The sequence below is a fragment of the Taklimakanibacter deserti genome (assembly GCA_003574785.1).
On record QORU01000004.1, the window covers coordinates 261,452 to 278,524 of the forward strand.

General features: G+C 60.4%; 12 protein-coding genes. 8 read left to right on the plus strand and 4 right to left on the minus strand.

Annotation, left to right across the window (positions count from 1 at the left end):
• Positions 1-137 precede the first annotated feature (137 nt).
• The 8 genes from DS839_RS09975 (at position 138) to DS839_RS10010 (ending at position 11,420) form a co-directional block, all read left to right on the plus strand.
• Complete coding sequence (locus DS839_RS09975; protein ID WP_119270162.1) at positions 138-1,049, plus strand: carbohydrate ABC transporter permease; 912 nt, start codon at positions 138-140, stop codon at positions 1,047-1,049.
• Positions 1,046-1,876, plus strand: coding sequence for a carbohydrate ABC transporter permease (locus tag DS839_RS09980; protein ID WP_119270163.1), 831 nt, complete (start codon positions 1,046-1,048; stop codon positions 1,874-1,876). The genes DS839_RS09975 and DS839_RS09980 overlap by 4 nt, the downstream gene beginning before the upstream one ends.
• A 9-nt stretch (positions 1,877-1,885) precedes the next feature.
• Complete coding sequence (locus DS839_RS09985) at positions 1,886-2,974, plus strand: ABC transporter ATP-binding protein (RefSeq protein WP_119270164.1); 1,089 nt, start codon at positions 1,886-1,888, stop codon at positions 2,972-2,974.
• Positions 2,971-4,929 (plus strand): D-apionate lactonase family protein, encoded by a 1,959-nt coding sequence (locus DS839_RS09990; RefSeq protein ID WP_119270165.1) that lies wholly within the window; start codon positions 2,971-2,973, stop codon positions 4,927-4,929. Before DS839_RS09985 ends, DS839_RS09990 begins: the two co-directional genes overlap by 4 nt.
• 399 nt (positions 4,930-5,328) lie before the next feature.
• Positions 5,329-6,342 carry a UDP-glucuronic acid decarboxylase family protein gene (locus DS839_RS09995; protein ID WP_119270358.1) on the plus strand — a complete coding sequence of 338 codons (1,014 nt, stop codon included), beginning with the start codon at positions 5,329-5,331 and terminating at the stop codon, positions 6,340-6,342.
• Between the two features lie 156 nt (positions 6,343-6,498).
• Positions 6,499-6,807 (plus strand): hypothetical protein, encoded by a 309-nt coding sequence (locus DS839_RS36390; protein ID WP_162918424.1) that lies wholly within the window; start codon positions 6,499-6,501, stop codon positions 6,805-6,807.
• Between the two features lie 247 nt (positions 6,808-7,054).
• Complete coding sequence (locus tag DS839_RS10005; RefSeq protein ID WP_162918425.1) at positions 7,055-8,155, plus strand: glycosyltransferase family 2 protein; 1,101 nt, start codon at positions 7,055-7,057, stop codon at positions 8,153-8,155.
• Positions 8,142-11,420 carry a DUF6212 domain-containing protein gene (locus tag DS839_RS10010; protein WP_162918426.1) on the plus strand — a complete coding sequence of 1,093 codons (3,279 nt, stop codon included), beginning with the start codon at positions 8,142-8,144 and terminating at the stop codon, positions 11,418-11,420. Before DS839_RS10005 ends, DS839_RS10010 begins: the two co-directional genes overlap by 14 nt.
• 24 nt (positions 11,421-11,444) lie before the next feature.
• Here DS839_RS10010 and DS839_RS10015 read toward each other — a convergent pair whose 3' ends face one another.
• From DS839_RS10015 to DS839_RS10035, 4 genes are all read right to left on the minus strand, one after another.
• Positions 11,445-13,181, minus strand: a complete 1,737-nt coding sequence (locus DS839_RS10015) for an SPASM domain-containing protein (protein ID WP_119270169.1) — start codon at positions 13,179-13,181, stop codon at positions 11,445-11,447.
• A 564-nt stretch (positions 13,182-13,745) separates the two neighbouring features.
• Positions 13,746-14,279, minus strand: coding sequence for a hypothetical protein (locus DS839_RS10025; protein WP_119270171.1), 534 nt, complete (start codon positions 14,277-14,279; stop codon positions 13,746-13,748).
• Positions 14,280-14,506: 227 nt separating this feature from the next.
• Complete coding sequence (locus DS839_RS10030) at positions 14,507-16,339, minus strand: aromatic amino acid ammonia-lyase (protein WP_119270172.1); 1,833 nt, start codon at positions 16,337-16,339, stop codon at positions 14,507-14,509.
• Positions 16,340-16,449: 110 nt separating this feature from the next.
• Positions 16,450-17,055: a LysE family translocator gene (locus DS839_RS10035; protein ID WP_438816507.1), complete on the minus strand. Its 606-nt coding sequence runs from the start codon at positions 17,053-17,055 to the stop codon at positions 16,450-16,452.
• Between the last annotated feature and the right edge of the window lie 18 nt (positions 17,056-17,073).

The following is a 17,073-nucleotide window of genomic DNA, read 5'->3' on the forward strand; positions in this document are numbered from 1 at the left end:
GGGCTCTTCGTCTCAGCTGAGAATATTCGTCGAGATCAGAGCACACGGTACGAAAGAGCCCTCATCCGGCCTTCGGCCACCTTCTCCCACGCTGCGCGCGGGAGAAGGGAAATGATGGAGAGTGCGGGATAAGGTTTATGAACGACACCCACACCACCCACCTCGACTCCCTCTCCGAATGGTCCGACCGCCATTTCAAATGGCTCCTGGTCGCGCCCGCGGTGCTCCTGATCCTGGCGCTCTCGGTCTATCCCCTGCTGTTCTCGGTCTGGGTGCTGTTCGTCAATTACGACTTCACCGTGCCGGGCCACGCTTTCGTGGGCTTGCGCAACTTCACCCGGGTGCTTGCCGATCCGGTGGCGCGCTGGTCGCTGTGGGTGACGGTGCTGCTCTCCACCATCAATGTCGCCCTCGAATTCCTGCTCGGCCTCGCTCTGGCGCTCGCCATGGTGAAGAATTTCCGCGGCCGCGGCATCATCATGTCGCTTCTGATCATCCCGCTCTTCATCAGCCCGGTGATCGTCGGGCAGGCCTGGGCGCTCCTGCTGCAGCGGCCTTTCGGACCGACCAACTACATATTGAGTCAGATCCTCGGCTACGAAGTGACCATTGGCTGGCTCACCCAGGCGCCGTGGAACTTCATCGCCCTCATCCTGGCCGATGTCTGGCAGTGGACGCCCTTCATGTTCGTGATCCTCTTGGCCGGACTCACCGCCATCCCGCCCAATCTCTACGAGGCGGCCGAGCTCGACGGCGTCGATGGTTTTCGTGCCTTCTGGTGGATCACGCTCCCCTTGCTCGGTCCCATGATCCTGCTCGCCGTCACTTTCCGCATCCTCGATGCGGTGCGACTGTTCGACACGATCTTCGTCATGACCGGCGGCGGCCCCGGCACCAACACCTATACGAGCTCCTTCTATCTCTACACTCTGGGCTTCACCCAGTTCCATCTCTCGGAGGCGACCGCCGGCGCCTGGATCTTCCTCGTCCTCACCGCCATCCTCATCACCTTCCTGGTGCGGCGCCTGCTCAAGGCGGAGCCGACATGAGGAAGAGCTCGTTCACCCGGGCCAACATTGCAAGGACGCTGCTCCTGGGCGGCTTCCTCGCCTTCACCTTCGTGCCGCTCTATTGGATGTTCATCACCTCGATCAAGCCGAGCGATGATTATCTGGCCGTGCCGCCGGTGTGGTTTCCGACCGAGCCGACGATTTTGCATTACACCGCCGCCCTCTTCGCCTATCGCGGCTTCGACGGCCTGATCAACAGCATCATCATCTCGCTCGCCGCGACGATCCTGTCGACGGCGCTTGGAACACTGATGGCCTATAGCCTCGCGCGCTTCAACACCGGCGGGCAGCATCTTTCCTTCTGGGTGCTGTCGCAGCGCTTCCTGCCGCCCATCGCGACGGTGCTGCCGATCTTCCTGATCTACCGCGCGGTCGGTCTCCATGACACGCATTTCGGCCTCATCATCGCCTATACGGTCTTCACGCTCCCGGTGACGGTGTGGATGATGTTCGCCTACTTCCGCCAGATGCCGAAATCGCTGGAAGAAGCCGCGCTCGTCGATGGCTGCACGCGCTGGCAGTCGCTGTGGCGGGTCGCCATTCCCTTGGCCGCCCCCGGCATCGTCGCCGCCGCCGTCTTCGCCTTCATCGCCTGCTGGACGGAATTCTTCTTCGCCCTCATCCTGACGAGCCGCACCGCCTTCACGCTCCCCACCGTCTTTCGCGCCTTCCTGGGCTTCCAGGGCGCCCAATATGGCGAGGCGAGTGCCCTGGCCATGGTCTCGCTCGTCCCCTCGATCATCTTGGGAATCCTCGTCCAGCGCCATCTGGTGCGCGGGCTGACGCTTGGCGCCGTGCGCGGTTAGGAAAAGAAAATGGCTCACGTCACCATCAAGGGACTGCACAAGCACTTCGGCGCCGTCCATGTCGTCAAGGGCATCGACCTTGCCATTGCCGATGGCGAATTCGCGGTGCTGGTCGGTCCTTCCGGCTGCGGCAAGTCGACCCTGCTGCGCACCATTGCCGGCCTCGAGACGGCGAACGAGGGCACGATCGAGATCGGCGGCAAAGTTGTCAACGACATGCGCCCGCGCGACCGCGACGTCGCCATGGTGTTCCAGGATTACGCGCTCTATCCGCATATGACGGTGGCCGAGAATATCGGCTTCGGCCTGCGCGCCCGCAACTTTCCCAAGCCTGAGATCGAGACCCGGGTCAAGCGCGCCGCCAGGATGCTGAATATCGAGCAATTCCTCGAACGCCTGCCGCGCCAGCTCTCGGGTGGCCAGCGCCAGCGCGTCGCCATCGGCCGCGCCATCGTGCGCAATCCGCAGATCTTCCTGTTCGACGAGCCGCTGTCCAATCTCGACGCCCAGTTGCGTGACGAGATGCGGAGCGAGATCAAGCGCCTGCATCAGGAGCTCGGCGCCACCATGATCTATGTGACGCACGACCAGATCGAGGCGATGACGCTCGCCGATCGCATCGTGCTCATGAATGCCGGCCAGATCGAGCAGTCGGGAAGCCCGCTCGAGCTCTATGAAAGGCCGCGGACGCGCTTCGTCGCGGGCTTCCTGGGCTCGCCCAAGATCAATTTCATCAGGGCCACGCTGGCCGAGTCGGGCGTCGTCTTCACCGACGGCCAGACGCTCCGCCTGCCGCAGAGCGCAATCAACCGTTACAAAAATCATCTGGGCAAGGCGGTCGTTTTCGGGATAAGGCCACAGCATATCGATCGTGCGGGCGATGGCAGGACGGCCAGTATCACAAGCCGCATCGATCTCGTGCAGCCCACGGGCGCGCGCACCTATGTGACATTCGCGATAGGCCAGGAGCCCGTGATGGCGGAGCTTGACGCACATGATGCGGGCAAGCCTGGCGATGAGCTGAAGGTCGCCTTCGATCTCGATCACTTCATTCTGATCGAGCCGGAAAGCGGCAATGTGCTGGGGAATGGGTCATGAGCCAGAAAGAACCTTCGCGCGCGGTGCGCCTCTGCGGCACCGAGGAAGACGTCGCAGCCCCGCAGATCGTCAAGGCGGGTGAGCTAACCGCTGAATTCGAGGCCGGCAATCTGCGTTACATCAGATTTGCCGGCCTGGAGATGATCCGCGCGGTGTCCTTCATCGTGCGCGATCGCAACTGGGCGACCTATACGCCGCAACTCTCCAATCTCCTCATCGAGCAGGACAGCGACGGCTTCGCCATCAGCTACGACGCGGAGACGAAGGACAAGGAACAGGCCTTCCGCTATTCGGCGAAGATCACCGGCTCGGCCAAGGGCACAATCGAATTTGCCGCGGTTGGTGTCGCGGTCAGCGATTTCGTCACCAACCGCACCGGCTTCGTCGTCCTGCATCCGATCGCGGGCGTGGCCGGCGCACCGGCCGTGGTCGAGACGGCCGACGGCAAGAAGCTCGACACGAAATTCCCCGAGCTCATCTCGCCCTCGCAGCCGATCATGAACATGCGCGCCATCACCCATGAATTCGCGCCCGGCGCGAAAATCGTCTGCCGCATGGAAGGCGACGTCTATGAGATGGAGGACCAGCGCAACTGGATGGACGCGTCCTACAAAACCTATGTCCGCCCATTGGCGAAGCCTTGGCCCTACACGCTGAAGGCGGGCGAGCGCGTGGCGCAGAAGGTTTCGCTGAAGCTCGAGGGCAAGCTCCCAGCGCCATCCAGGCGGACGAAAGCCGTGCAGCTCAAGATCGGCAGGCGCATCGGCGTGGTGCCGCCGCTCGGCGTCGGCCTTAGCCCAGAGGATGCGGCGACGGCGCTCAAATCGGCAAGTACCTTAAGCAAGATCAAGCCGGCCTATGTCATTTGCCATTATGACACACGTCTCGGCCATGATCAGAAGTCCTTGAAGGACATGCTGAAGGTCGCGGCCGCCCTCAAGGCCGAGGCCTGGCTCGAGGCGGTGGTGACGACGGTCGACGGCTTCGAGACGGAGATCGCCAAGCTGGCCAAGATCGTCAGCCGGCTGAAGTCACCCTTCAGGGCGGTCTTCCTGTCGCCCGCTTCCGACATGAAGAGCACCCAGCCGACCGGGCCCTGGCCGCCCTGCCCGCCTTTGGCCGATATCTACAAGCTCGCCCGCTTGCTGTTCCCGGATACGCGCATCGGCGGCGGCATGATGAGCTATTTCACCGAGCTCAACCGCAAAAGGCCGCCGGCCGGATTCGCCGACTTCATCACCTTCACCAATTCCGCCCTCGTCCATGCGGGCGATGACCGCTCGGTGACCGAGGGCCTCGAAGCCTTGCCCGCCATGGCCAAGAGTGTCGGCGCTTTCGGCGGCGGCAAGCCTTTCGTTGTGGGTCCGAGCGCCATCGGCATGCGCTTCAATCCCTATGGTGCCGCTCCGCAGGCCAATCCGAAGGATGTCCGCCAGGCCATGAACCGCAATGATCCGCGCCAGCGCGGCCTCTTAGGCGCGGCCTGGAACCTCGCCTATTTCGCGCATTTCGCCCGCAATGGCGCGCAATCGGTAGCACTCGGCGGCCTCACCGGGCCTTTCGGCGCCGTTTACAGCAAGACGGCCTGGCCGCAGGCCTGGTTCGACGGGGTGAAAGGCGGCGTCTATCCCGTCTTCCATGTTCTGCGCGGGATGAGCCGGCTCCAGGGCGCCGATCTTTTTGACATCGGCATCAGCCGGCCGCGCGATGTCCAGGCGCTCGCCGCACAGCGCAAGGACGGCAAGATCGAGTTATGGATCGCCAACCTCACCGGCGATCCGGTGACGGTTGATCTTGGACGGAAATTTGTGGATAGCCGGGCCGCCGTGCTGGATGCCGAGCGCTTCGTTCGGGCGGCGGAAAAGCCGGAATTTCTCGACAGGGTCAATACCACGCTCGCGGTTCCGCGGATGGAACTCGGCCCCTATGCCGTCTGCCGGTTGATTTCACCTTGAAAACACGGGCTGTTTCAAAACCGGACATCTGGCAAGGATCGGCAAATCATTGTCCTAACGTTAGCTTTTCACAGCAAAGTTAATTAGTTTTTAGTAGAAAATTCGATTGACGTAGCGTAGCATGCATGTGGGATGGCGAGTACGTGCATGTGTTTTCTTTTTGGTCTGTTGGCCGTAGCCGAAAGCGTGGTCTTGCGCTGGGACACCTTTACCCTTCCGGCAAGACGATTGGCTCGGCGACGCCGGCCGAGTTCTTACGTTGCGCAAGAATGGCGCGACGATTGCATGGCGCTTCCCGTCGGACCTCGACTGATCCGAAACCGGATAACAGCGCGGAAGTAGCCCATGCTCGATCGCCCTTCAACTCCCCGGACTTCCGGCTGGTCACTCGGCAGCAAGATGCCGGCCCGGCTCGGCAACCTTCTGGTGCTCGGCGGCGCCGGCTTCGTCGGCTCGCATTTGTGCGAGAGGCTGGTGAGCGAAGGCCATCATGTGACCTGCGTCGACAACTTGGCGACCGGGTCGCTCGCCAATATCCGGCATCTGATGAAGACCAATCGCTTTTCGATGGTCCAGTGCGATGTCGCGAAGCCGATGAAGTTCTCCGGCAAGTTCAATCAGATCTACAACCTTGCCTGCCCCGCCTCGCCGCCTGCCTATCAGGCCGATCCGATCCAGACGGTCAAGACCAGCGTGCTCGGCGCCATCAACGTGCTGGAACTGGCGCGCGAGCATGATGCGCCGGTCTTCCAGGCCTCGACATCCGAGATTTATGGCGACCCGCTGCATCACCCGCAACATGAAGCCGACTGGGGCAATGTCAATCCGATCGGCCCGCGCGCCTGCTACGACGAGGGCAAGCGTTGTGCCGAGACCCTGTTCTTCGACTACCACCGCGTTCATGGCGTGAGTATCCGGATCGCCCGGATTTTCAACACCTATGGCCCGCGCATGGCCATCAATGACGGTCGCGTCGTGTCCAACTTCATCGTCGCCGCCTTGCAGGACAAGCCGATCACGGTCTACGGGACCGGTGCCCAGACCCGGTCATTCTGCTATGTCGATGATCTCGTAGACGGCATTGTGCGCCTGATGAATGCACCCGACGATGTGACCGGCCCGGTCAATCTCGGCAATCCGGAGGAGTTTACGGTGCGGGATTTCGCCGAGCTGGTGATCAGCCTCACCAATTCACGCTCCGAAATCGTCTATCTGCCGCTTCCCACCGACGATCCGCGCCAGCGCCGGCCGGATATCGGCCGTGCTGCGGAACTTCTTGGCTGGCGGCCCACCATCTCAGTCGAAGCCGGCGTCCGCCGGACGATCGCGTATTTTGACGCAATTCTGCAAAGGCCGGATCGAGCCTACTGCGTTAACCAGAGCAACGTCGAGTTGTCTCAGTTAAGCTACTGAAAAATAAAAAATATTTAAGGTATGGCGAATGTCTTTTCCTTTCTGAATTATTGACGACCTGTACCAAAATAGGCTATACTTACCCAACGGCAACCCCGCAACTGCCGACAAAAAAAGAAAGTGCGTTTTTGTTGTGCCTGACTGGTGGAGTGACAAATGACGGCGATTAGACACTGGCTTGCGACCCTGAGTGTTTTCGCATTCGGAACCGCAACACAATCCTATGTACAACCGGCTGAAGCCAAGGTGACTGCAGCTGAAATCGAGCGAGCCTGCGAGAAAGCCTTGCGGGCGAATACGATCGAAGCGCTGGAGCACTTTCTCCATAAGTATCCGCCCAGCAAGTATCGCAATGATGTCGCTTGCTATGCGCTTGCTTTGGATGCGCTTGGCGATTTCGAAGGCAGCAGCAACGGTAGCCGCAATCCTTCCGGTAACCGCGTCGACGGCGGTTATGGGAGCTGATCCGAGTTCGTAAACTCGGCTGATGTGGCAGGTTGGCTGGATCCCGACGCCATCGAGCGGTGGGAGTGAGGGATTGTTGTCGGGAACTTTCCGGCGCCCTAGATCTCGGGGCTTACTCCCCGGTTCGAGCAGTCTGACACATAGTCCGACTGCTGAGCTTTTTTACCATTGGCAACGATTGCAGTCCTATCCGATGCCTCTGATTTTGCTGGCATCTGAATTGCATTTATAAGAATGAGAATGAGGATTGCACCACCTTGCGTCGGAATATCCTTGGCCGCAGGCCGGTCGCACTCCAGTCATTCTACGAATTGAAACGACCGGTAGCCAGCATCAAATGCCGTCAATCTCGGTAATCATTCCGGTATTCAATACCCGTGCACACATAGACCGGTGCATTGCATCAATTCTGGAGCAGAGCTTTTCGGACTTCGAGGTCATTTTCATCGACGATGGCTCGAGCGACCGCAGCGGCCAGGTGGTGAGGCAGTTTGCCAGATTGGACTCGCGGATAATTCTACACGAGCACGCCGCAAACCTCGGTCCGGGGGCCGCCCGCAACACGGGAGTCGCCAAAGCGAGGGCGAGTTATCTCACATTCATCGACAGCGACGACTATGTCGATTCGAACTTTCTCAAAAGGCTGCATGACGCTTCCGACCGCGGATATTTCGATATCGTCGAATCCGGGTGCCGAGCCGTCGACGACGCCGATGAGATCCTATGGCAATACACACCAGATGTCGCCGAATTTAGGGATCTGCAATCCATAAGTGACAGCATCCTTCTTCTCAAGGAAACAGGAACGACGCAAAAATTGTGGAAGAGGTCGCTGTTCATTGAGAACCACATTCGTTTTCCGCAGGGCATGTTTTGGGAGGACATCGCCGTCGTGCCGGTTCTGGTGCTCTGCGCGCGCAGCCTCTCCAAAATCGATCTCGTCGGGTACAATTACCTGCAGCGCGCTCAGTCGATAACCAACACCCGCTCCGTCAAGCACGTCACCGATCTCTTCCGGGCGCACGAATATTTGCGGTCATTTCTCACAAGCCGGGGAATATATGAGAAGCATCGAAGCGCTTTTGAAAAGTCGGTGAACAGAAACGTCCAATACCTTCTCGAGCACATGCAGTCGCGCCATTCGTCAGGGCAGTCAAAAAAGCTTGCCCGCATTTGCGGTATCATGGCCAACGAGTACCTGACCGACAACGGCATCATAGAGCGCATTACCTCGGCCCGCCTGGACGCGATCGTCGAAGGCTTCCTGGCTCTCGACTTCAGCCAGCCGGACGCAACACTCAAGTCAGCAGCAAGACGTATTTGGGAATCCAACCGTGTCTATCAGTAACGCGAAAGAAACGACGCCCGCCAATTCGGTCTGTGTCATAACGACCGATATCGCCGTACATGACCTGCTCCAGGAAGCGTCCATTTCCATGATTGCATTGGCGCAAAAACTGGCGAGCGCGGGAAATGACGTCACCTTGCTCTGGGTACCGCCCGGCGGTCCCAAGCGAGCAGAAGAGGCGACAAAGGAAGTCGAATACTTCGCCGCCGTCCACGGCATCAAGCTCGAAATCTTCCGGCATGCCAGCGAGAACGTGAGTGAATTCTACGGTCCCGAGTATCGATCCTTCGGCATTTACAGATACCTGAAGCAAAACACGTTCGGCAGCGTCTATTTCCCGCTGGAAGGTGGCCTCCCCTACTATACCTTGCTCGCCAAGGAGACCGGTGTCTATCCGCACAGACCTCGTCTCGTCGTCGTAGCGCATTCACCGCTGCAATGGCAGGAAGGTGCGGATCGGTTTTTCCTCGCGAACACCGAGCAGGCAAAGATTGCCTTCATGGAAAAATACAGCGCGCAAGAGCCCGACAGGCTCGTCTGCGTTTCCGCCGAGCTGCAGAAGTGGTTTCGCGAAAGAAAATGGACGCTGCCACAGGACTGCAGGGTTGCACCGGCCCTCACGCCCTCCGAATGGCTGCGGACGGGAGAAGTCGCCGGCGGCCAGATCATCACACGCCCGCGCGAGTTGTTCCTGATCGCCAGTCATCGCTTCAGGGACGGCATGACCCTGTTCTGCGACATGCTGGACGAAATCGCCAGCCAGGGCATCGATGACCTGCGGATCACCGTGATCGGAGAGTTCGGTCAAATTCTTGGAGAACACACGGGCGGCATGTTCGTCCGGCGCGGAAGGCAATGGCGCTTTCCGATAAGATTTCGGCCGGATCTTTCGCTTCCCGACGGCATACGCCATGCCGGACGGCTTGGCGGGACCGCCATCATCCCCAACTTTGAAAGCGCGACGGGCTATTGTGTGTCCGAGTGCATTCGGCTCGGTGTGCCTTTCGTCGCGACCGCCGTCGGGGGCAATATCGAGCACGTCGCGCCCGACAACGCTGGAAAATGCCTGGCGCAACCCAGCGCAGCTTCATTGGCATCGACCTTGCTCAAGCAGATCAAGGAGCGGCCCGGCGGCGTACAACGCTGGGGCGCCCAGGGGAAGGAGGAGCAGTGGCTCGACAAGAGCGAGGACGCGAAGGCTGCGCCGCGAAAGAACGAGCCACGCAAGGCCGGCCGGAAAACCCATCCGCTGGTTTCCGTCATCGTCACCCATCATGATAGGCCGCAGTATCTGATGCAGGCGATCGCATCCGTGAAAGACCAGGATTATCCGAATTTTGAGGTGATCCTGGTCGATGATGGCAGCAAACTGCCGGAATCGCACACCGCGCTGGACAAGCTTGAAAAGGAATTCCGCCGAAAGAGCTGGAAGATCATCCGCAGCGAGAACAAATACGTGGGTGCGGCCCGCAATACCGGTGTCCGGGCTTCGCGCGGTGAGATGGTCGTGCTGCTCGACGATGACAATGCGCTGTATCCGGAAGCTCTGAGCACCTTTGTTCACGCCCTGGAGAGCTCGCGATCGGATGTATGTATGGCGTTGGCCAAGAGCGTATTTCAGTCGAACATTCCCGGCAGCGATCGCACGAGCTACCTCACGCATCTGCCTTTGGGCGGATGTCTCGATCTGGGCATGCTGGCCAATGTATTTGGCGACACGATCTCGATTTATCGCAGGGACGTGTTCGACAAAGTCGGTTTTCAAATGGAGAAGCGCAACTACCGCGTTGAGGACTGGGAGTTCTTCGTCAGGCTGACGCAAGCTGGACTTAAGCTGAGGCTGATCCCCGAATTCCTTTTCTGGTATAGGATCAGTACCGAAGGAAGATACAGGACGTCGCACTATCACGACAACCTGACACCCATAGTCGAGGTTATGGCGAAGCACGGCTTCAAGGGGCTCGAATATTTTCACCACATATTTGTGAGCCAGAATGTTTCTCAGTATCAACTGGACAGCGCCCGTTCGAACTTCTGGTACTCTCCTTCGGATACGCGGCACTTCGACTTGGCCAAGCTCGATCCGAACGCGCCGCAGGCGATCACCTTGCTCGCAAAAATTGCCGCGACCGAGAACCGCGAGGACACTGCCGTCGGCCTCTTGGCACAAGCAGGAGGCAACGATTTCGGCAACGCCGCCGCCGCGGCTATGGACGAGCAGCCGGACTCGCTGACCGCCGTCCGGCTCGCCGGCGCTTCGCTGACGGCCGATCGCCGGCTTACCGGCGATGAGCTTCTCGTCATGGAAACCTGGTCGACCGACCCGAACGTGACACCTATTTCCTATGTCGAGAAGCCCGATCGCCTCTTGCTCGAATCGAAAGGGGGCACTTTGACCGCGGCAGTTCTCGCTGCCGGCTGCCCGTCATCGACGATCTCCGTTATGAGCATGGTATCGCTGTCGGATTCTGCAAGCGGGCCGGCGGAATTCCTGCTGTTGCTCTGCCCAATGCATGAAGATCCCGTCATTGCCGCCAAGTCGGCGCTCAAGGCCAAAAAGGATGGTACGAGCGGCTGGGTGGAAGTCTCCGCGCCGTTCAAGCCGACCCTGCTGGAGGCGCATTTGGCGATTCCGAGTTCGGCCCCAATGAACCTCGTTCTTGCGGTTCGCACGCCGGCGACGAGCAAGGGAGGCGCCTTGGGCTGTTTTGCCGGGACCATCGTCAGGACCTCGGTGGAAGACCGTCTCGCCAGGCGGCCTCGCCTCGGACCGCCGCCGTTCAAGCGACGGGCTCGAATTTGGACGGACGAGGAGCGCCGCAGCGCGCAGCTGGCGACCAACTATCAAAGCGATTTGCCGCTTCTGCTTTTCCCGAAGGAGCTGGATGGCGGAATATTCATCAGGCCATCCACCGCGGGCCCGGTGGCGGCGGTGCTGTGGGGCGGATTTCCGGCGTTTGCCCGGGAAGTAATAGCCACAGTCGAGGTCGCGCATGACGAAGCCCCTCCTCTGGACTTCGCGCTGGCCTTGACTCTGCCCTCAGGAACTCTCGACTGGCGCAGCGAAGGGCCCATCAAGCCGATTGCATTCTCAGGCTGGACCAGGATTGAGCAGAAATTCAAACTGCACGAAATCAAACTGGCGGTACGCGATCTGATTCCGAACTCGCTGGCGGTAAGCGTCGCGGTGAGATTGCCGCGCGGGTCGAAACCGAGTCCGTCGAATGCTTTCTTCAGATCGCTGGCCTTCTCCTGGGACCAGTGACCCGGACGTCATGACCTTGACGTGCTATGCGGAGACGCGTGCGCGCGGCGTGCTGGAGACTCGGGCATAGCGCGTCTCGCTCGTCCACGGATAGCCGATCTCGCCGAACGAGCGATGAAGTTCGCTGTGCACATCGGCAAATTTCTGCGCGCGAGTGACGTCCAGATCATTGGTGAAGAGCATGAACCGCCGAATCGCTTCCGGCCGTGGCATGCCTTCTAGGGTCTCGAGGTGATCGGCGACACTGAGAACCTGGTGCAGATTTGCCTGCCGACACCCGTTGTCGGCATATTCACGAAGGCGCTCGGCCGCGAGAAGGCGCGCCGCGGGCGGCATGAGAGACAAGCGAAGCTGCTCTGGCCAATGCAGGATGTTGCTGAGCGTGAAATCCAGGCCAAGGTCATCGCAATAGCGGCAAAGGTCGGCGAGGTTCAACGCATTGTAGATCTGGACAACCGGAGTCACGCAAATAAAGGCATTCGGCAACTGTTGCAGAAGCCTGACGTTCTGATCCACGACCTTCCACTTGGCCGGGAATCTTATGTATTCATATGTGTCTCCAACACCGTCAATGCTCAAGGCGATGTTGAGGGAATCGAACCGGCCAAGCTTCTCCAGAATCTCGGAACTCACCTTCGTGCAGTTCGTGTTGAATTCCAACAGGATGTGGTTGTTCTTGGACTGAATAAGAAAGTCGACTATTTCCGTTACCCTCTTCATCAAGAGAGGTTCGCCACCGGTGATATACAAGCGATCGATCTTGCCGGGATTCCTAAACAACTCGCCGAATATGAACGAATCTTCGTTCTCCCACAGCGTTCGTCCCGGCAGGCGGCTATAGAGCATCCGATTTGGCAACTCGGTCGCGGCGGACGGCTGGCGGAATAGGCGTATTTCCTCGACCGCCATCCCTTTATGATCCAAAGCGGCCTTGCCACCTGGGCTGGTTACCCGGATTTGGACCTGCAACGCTCCACTGAGTTTCGTATGGCGCAGATCGATTTTCACCTGCCGGTTCCCACGCGTTGCGGATTGCCGCGCGTGGACGACGCCATTCACCAGTACATCGAACATCTGATCCCGTTGCCCGGCTTCGTTAAGTTTGATTTCGAGCCGATTGGGAATCGTGGCTTCATCAAGTTTGAGATCGATCCCGGCACAATCGCCGGTCCAGCAATAACGATGCTCGGCGGCTTTTTCGGTTGCAGAGAATCCGCTTTGCGACACACCCACCAGGGGATGCGGTCCGATGATTGCGGAGTCGGCGTTCCACACGACCAGAGGGATGCCGTCGAAACTCCAGCTGGGCGCCCAGCGGCTGTGCACAGGGTCTCGCTCGATCTGTGAGCTGGTCAAGGAGCCGCACATGCGGCATTCCAGATTGCACAGGCTTCCCAGCTCCAATTTGAAGAAGTTGGGCTGCTCGTCCACCCGGAATTCATTCGCCACGGTCTCCTTGCGCACTTCCTCGACCGGTCGATCCATCATGCTGGCAGCGACTGTCGTCCGATAGCTTTGTCCTGACGCTGCTTCGTTCTTGTAGCAGCCCTGGCAATCAGGCACCGCTTCTCCCGCAAGCATCGCTCGCCGAACATCGCGCATATAGTCGGAGTTCCAGGCCTCCTCCAGGCTATGGTGGTAGACGGACATGGGGGCGCCGCCTTCGGTCATGACCTTGTGCGCCATGCAACACAGCTTGTAAGCCCCTTCAGTGCCGACGGTCAGATGCTTCCAAGGCAGGATACAGAATTTATCGGCCACAGTGGGTTACCTCTTCCTATGCGGTTGCCGGTGAAACGGCGGTTACCGGTTTAGCCATTCGACTGAGAGCCACTGGGCTCGGCAGGCGAACGCACATCATCCAGCCCCTGACCATCAGGCTCTTCATTCAGAGGCGGCACAGCGAGCGCCGCACAAGCCGTGTTCCCATGGGTTGTGCTCTGCGGATACTTCCTCAGAAATTCTTCCAAGGCTTCGACGGTGTTCTGCCGGAGTGCTTCTTCGCAGGCGCACTCTTCGGACGCGCAGGACCGGGACGCGCTTTGTACCGAAATGGCACTGACGCTGACGCCCAGCCCTAAGGCACCGAGGGCCAGCACGAGCTGAGTGAATTTCATCGCCGTCACACCACTCACAATGGGACGAATTTTAACACTTCATTAACCTATAATCTACCCCTGGGTAAGATCATGGTTACCTGGCTTTCAGAGCAATTGTTGGGCCAAATTCCGCCTGGCAGGCAGCTGCGGTGGGATTTAATGATGCCAGAATGCAGTGGGGCCCCTCTTGGGGGCCCCTAATGCAAACTCAGGACGAGCGGATCGATCAGCCGTCGGCCGGCTGGCGTCGCGGAGACCCTCGTCTGGCAACGGCGGAGGTTCCGCACGGCTTGATGAACCGGCTGGCATAGCCGTAGCTCATCGTCTTGATGCTGCCGGACAGGCCGCCCCGGCTGCGAATCCAGGACCTCACCCAGCCGGGATAGTTCCGCATCATGAAAGCCTGTGCCACGCGGTTGCCGCGGCTCGAGGCGCCGAAAGGCGAATGGAAGCCGAAGGATGCGCCCGGGCTGATACAGGTCTGGCTCGACGCCAGTCCCAGATAGAGCGTGCAAGCCGACCGGCAGCTTCCGCTGAAGCGCACTTTCGTGCCGTTCTGCCGCCATCTCAGCATGCGCAGGCCGTAGTTGATCACCACGCCGCCGCTGTCGGAGCCGATCGATACGGCTCGCGGCGAATAGTCGTTGTTCGATGGCAGGCTGGCGAGCCTGACTTTCTTCCCGGCCAACGCGCCGTCGCCGCACACGGCGACCAGACAAGCCGTCAACAGCAAGGCGCGCACTGCTTTCGTGTTAATCATAAGCGAGATTCCCGTTCCCGAATATGACGCACAGTAATCGCGGACCTCACTGATCGGCGTTAGCAAAACCGCTACAATCCGAGACAACTTGCCAGCTGACTATTAGGTGCTTAATTGCGCATTGCTCAATACATTTAAGTTTAATGAAATTTTCCATCAAAATGACGAGCGTTTATCCGTAGCAATACGGAAACAGTAGACTCGAAGGGAAGCAGATCGCGGACGCTCTATTTCGGCAGCACGCCGGCTATGGACCTGGCTCTGCTTTCGGGCGGCTGCGGCCCGCCCGGATAGAACTTCGTCGCCGGATTCTCCTGCATGAAGTCATAGGCGACCATGCCCAGAGGCCGCTTCGGCCGGTCGGCCGGCGCCTGCCGCCAGGGGATCACCTGGCGCAGCGCCGCAAGCGCTGCCTCAGGCGCTGCACCGAACTTGCGCTCCGGCTTCTGGGCCTTGCGCACCTCCATCCAATAGCTCGCGGTCAGGAGGTCCTGGGCCAGGAGGTGGAAGGAGAGATCGACCGCCTGACGGGCGCGCTGCGTCTTGAGGCGGGTCTGCGCCTCGAGATCCTCGACCGTCGCGACGATCGCCTGGCCGTTGGGCGTCACCGGCGTTCCGAGCGCTGCCAGCTCCTGCCACAGATCGGTCGGCAGATAGCCGTCGAAGCTCGGGATTTCCTTGCGCAGCTCGGGCGAAAGCACGTCGGCGGGCTTGACGACCGTGAAGAAGGGATTGCGGAAGCGCTCGATGCGTTGCGCCACCGCCACGCCGAGATTGGTGAGTGCCAAGGTGAAGGCCTCCACCTGGTTCGCCATCGGATAGGGATCCCAATTGGCGTTGGAGAGGATATAGCCGGACTTTCCGTTACTTAAGGGGCCGCCCTTGATGTAATACTTCATGAATTGCGGTGTCGCGAGCTCCGGCGCGCTTTCGGGCGTCAAGCCCGGCAGCACCGCCGGATTGTGATCCGACGAATTGATCGACAGCAGCACCGAGTCCCTGAGTTCCGCCCAGGCCTGCCAGGCCGAGCCCTGGCGCTGGCTCGAGGCGCGCAGGCTTTCCGGATCCTGGATGATGCGGGCCGGATCATCATCGAACAGATAGCTGCCCTTGATCATGTCCATCACCCGCGCCGCATCCCAGGTCAGCCATTCATAGGGCCGCATCGCCTGCACCGGCGCCGCGATCGGCGTGACGCTGGAATTCATGCCGAGCAGGCTCATGGCATGGCTGAGATCGGTCCATTCGAGGAGCCGGCGCGCATCCGCGACGAGCAGCACGGCCTGCGCCTGGGCATAGGCGTTGGTGCTGATGAGGGCGGCCTGATCGGCGGCGAAGGGCTCGAGCGGCTTGAGCCCTGCTTCCGTGAGCGCCTGGGCGGCCGGCATGCGCACGCCTTTGTGATAGGCATCGCCCTCGCCCACCATGGCGGCGGCGATATTGCCCATGGTCGGCAGGTCGCCCTCGCCCAGCGTGCCGCGCGACTGCACCACCGGCGTCACCCGCTTGTTGAGCATGTCGACCAGCATATGGGTCAATTGCGGACTCGCCGCCTCATAGGACATGGTATTGGCGCGAATGGCCATAATGGCGCGGACCAGCGCTTCTTCTGAGAGCTCAGGCCCATAGCCCCGCGCGACGCCGCCCTTGAAGCGCTGGAGCTGCTGCTCGCTCAGGAGCTTCTTGTTCTCGGGCGATGTCGGATCGCCGGAGAAGATCACCGTCTCGCGCTGGTCGCCGGCGCCGCGGTTGAACCAGTAGATGGTGACGCCTTCCGCCGCCCCTTGCAGCAGCAGCCCATAGGCATCGGCCGAGCGCTGCAGCGCCTCGGCGCTGAGCTCGGCCTTGGCGCCGTTGCGCGCGACGTCGATCACTTGCTCGATGGTGAGATCACGCCCCGTCAGCGTCACCGTCTTGTCGGCCATCGTCTCGCTGATCGGCTGATAGATCTGTGTCGGCTCGAAGGCTGGCGCGACGGAAGGCGCCAGCAGGAGAGCCGTCGCCAAAGCGAGTGAAAGCAGCACAATCCTGGATTTGCGACACACGATCAGATCGCTCATGAGATGAGCCTCCCCGGCTGACCGTCCTCACGAGAGACTATCGACCGCAGAGCGCGCGTCAATCCTTGCACAGAGTGTGGCAGGTCTTCTTTGTCGTCATGACTTGCGTTTCAGGGCAGCCACATCGGGATGATCGACAGCGCGAGAAATGCACCGAGCAGCATGTTGGTCAGCCGCCATTGCCAGTCGGCGGTGAGAAACCGCGCCAGCAGCTGGCCGGCGACGCACCAGAGCGACAGCGAAAGGATGGCCGCCGCTCCGAAGGCCACGCCGAGCAACAGCGCCAGCGCGCTTGGGTTGTTGGCGAGCGCCGCAAAGGACAGAGCGGCGGCACTGGTCATCGCCCAGCCTTTGGGATTGACCCACAAGAGCCATATGCCGGTGATGAACCGCGTCGGCCGCGCCATTTCCTCGGCCAGACGCGGCGGTCCGCTCATGGCGATGCGCCAGGCGAGCCACAACAGATAGAGCGTGCCGATCGTCTTCATGGCGAGCTGCAGGGACGGCACCGCGATGAGCAGGCTCGCCAGGCCAATCGCGGCGGCGGCCGCCATCGATGCGAGGCCAAAGGCGATGCCGACCATCAAGGGCAGCGACCGGCGATAGCCGAAATGAGCGCCGGACGCGGTGGCGAGCGTCGTGGCGCCTCCCGGGGTCACGGTAGCCACGAGGGCGAAAAGGATGAGCGGCAGAAGCTGGTCCATGATCCATGGCATGCGGCATTCCCAGACATT

What these genes read in the sequence shown, in the direction of transcription:
- DS839_RS09975 (WP_119270162.1), top strand. Translation starts at nt 138, where the DNA reads ATGAACGACACCCACACCACCCACCTCGACTCCCTCTCCGAATGGTCC.
- DS839_RS09980 (WP_119270163.1), top strand. Translation starts at nt 1,046, where the DNA reads ATGAGGAAGAGCTCGTTCACCCGGGCCAACATTGCAAGGACGCTGCTC.
- DS839_RS09985 (WP_119270164.1), top strand. Translation starts at nt 1,886, where the DNA reads ATGGCTCACGTCACCATCAAGGGACTGCACAAGCACTTCGGCGCCGTC.
- DS839_RS09990 (WP_119270165.1), top strand. Translation starts at nt 2,971, where the DNA reads ATGAGCCAGAAAGAACCTTCGCGCGCGGTGCGCCTCTGCGGCACCGAG.
- DS839_RS09995 (WP_119270358.1), top strand. Translation starts at nt 5,329, where the DNA reads ATGCCGGCCCGGCTCGGCAACCTTCTGGTGCTCGGCGGCGCCGGCTTC.
- DS839_RS36390 (WP_162918424.1), top strand. Translation starts at nt 6,499, where the DNA reads ATGACGGCGATTAGACACTGGCTTGCGACCCTGAGTGTTTTCGCATTC.
- DS839_RS10025 (WP_119270171.1), bottom strand. Translation starts at nt 14,279, where the DNA reads ATGATTAACACGAAAGCAGTGCGCGCCTTGCTGTTGACGGCTTGTCTG.
- DS839_RS10030 (WP_119270172.1), bottom strand. Translation starts at nt 16,339, where the DNA reads ATGAGCGATCTGATCGTGTGTCGCAAATCCAGGATTGTGCTGCTTTCA.
- DS839_RS10035 (WP_438816507.1), bottom strand. Translation starts at nt 17,055, where the DNA reads ATGCCATGGATCATGGACCAGCTTCTGCCGCTCATCCTTTTCGCCCTC.